This is a genomic window from Citrobacter sp. HN-141 (genome assembly GCF_033341895.1).
Taxonomy (GTDB): domain Bacteria; phylum Pseudomonadota; class Gammaproteobacteria; order Enterobacterales; family Enterobacteriaceae; genus Citrobacter.
Window position 1 is genome coordinate 1 of the sequence record NZ_JAWPBF010000073.1, and the last position, 221, is coordinate 221.

Sequence of the window (221 nt, forward strand, 5' to 3'; positions counted from 1 at the left end):
AAAAGACACTTTAACAAGTGAAGCAGAGTCAGCATCAGTGGAATCAACATTCGCCGCTTTTAATGCCTTAATAGCAGCATACGTCGCTGGTTCCTGCTTAAATTTCACATCTTTAGTTGCAGCTGGCAGCACATCAACATCAGCATCTTTGAGTGTTACTGCTCCAGATGTATCGTCAATCTCTACCTCATAAACACCATTTTTGGCGGTGTCACCTGCTA

General features: G+C 43.0%; 1 pseudogene. It reads right to left on the bottom strand.

The features are described from left to right. Positions 1-221, bottom strand: a pseudogene (locus RYZ59_RS24635) (flagellin FliC); the annotation flags it as partial.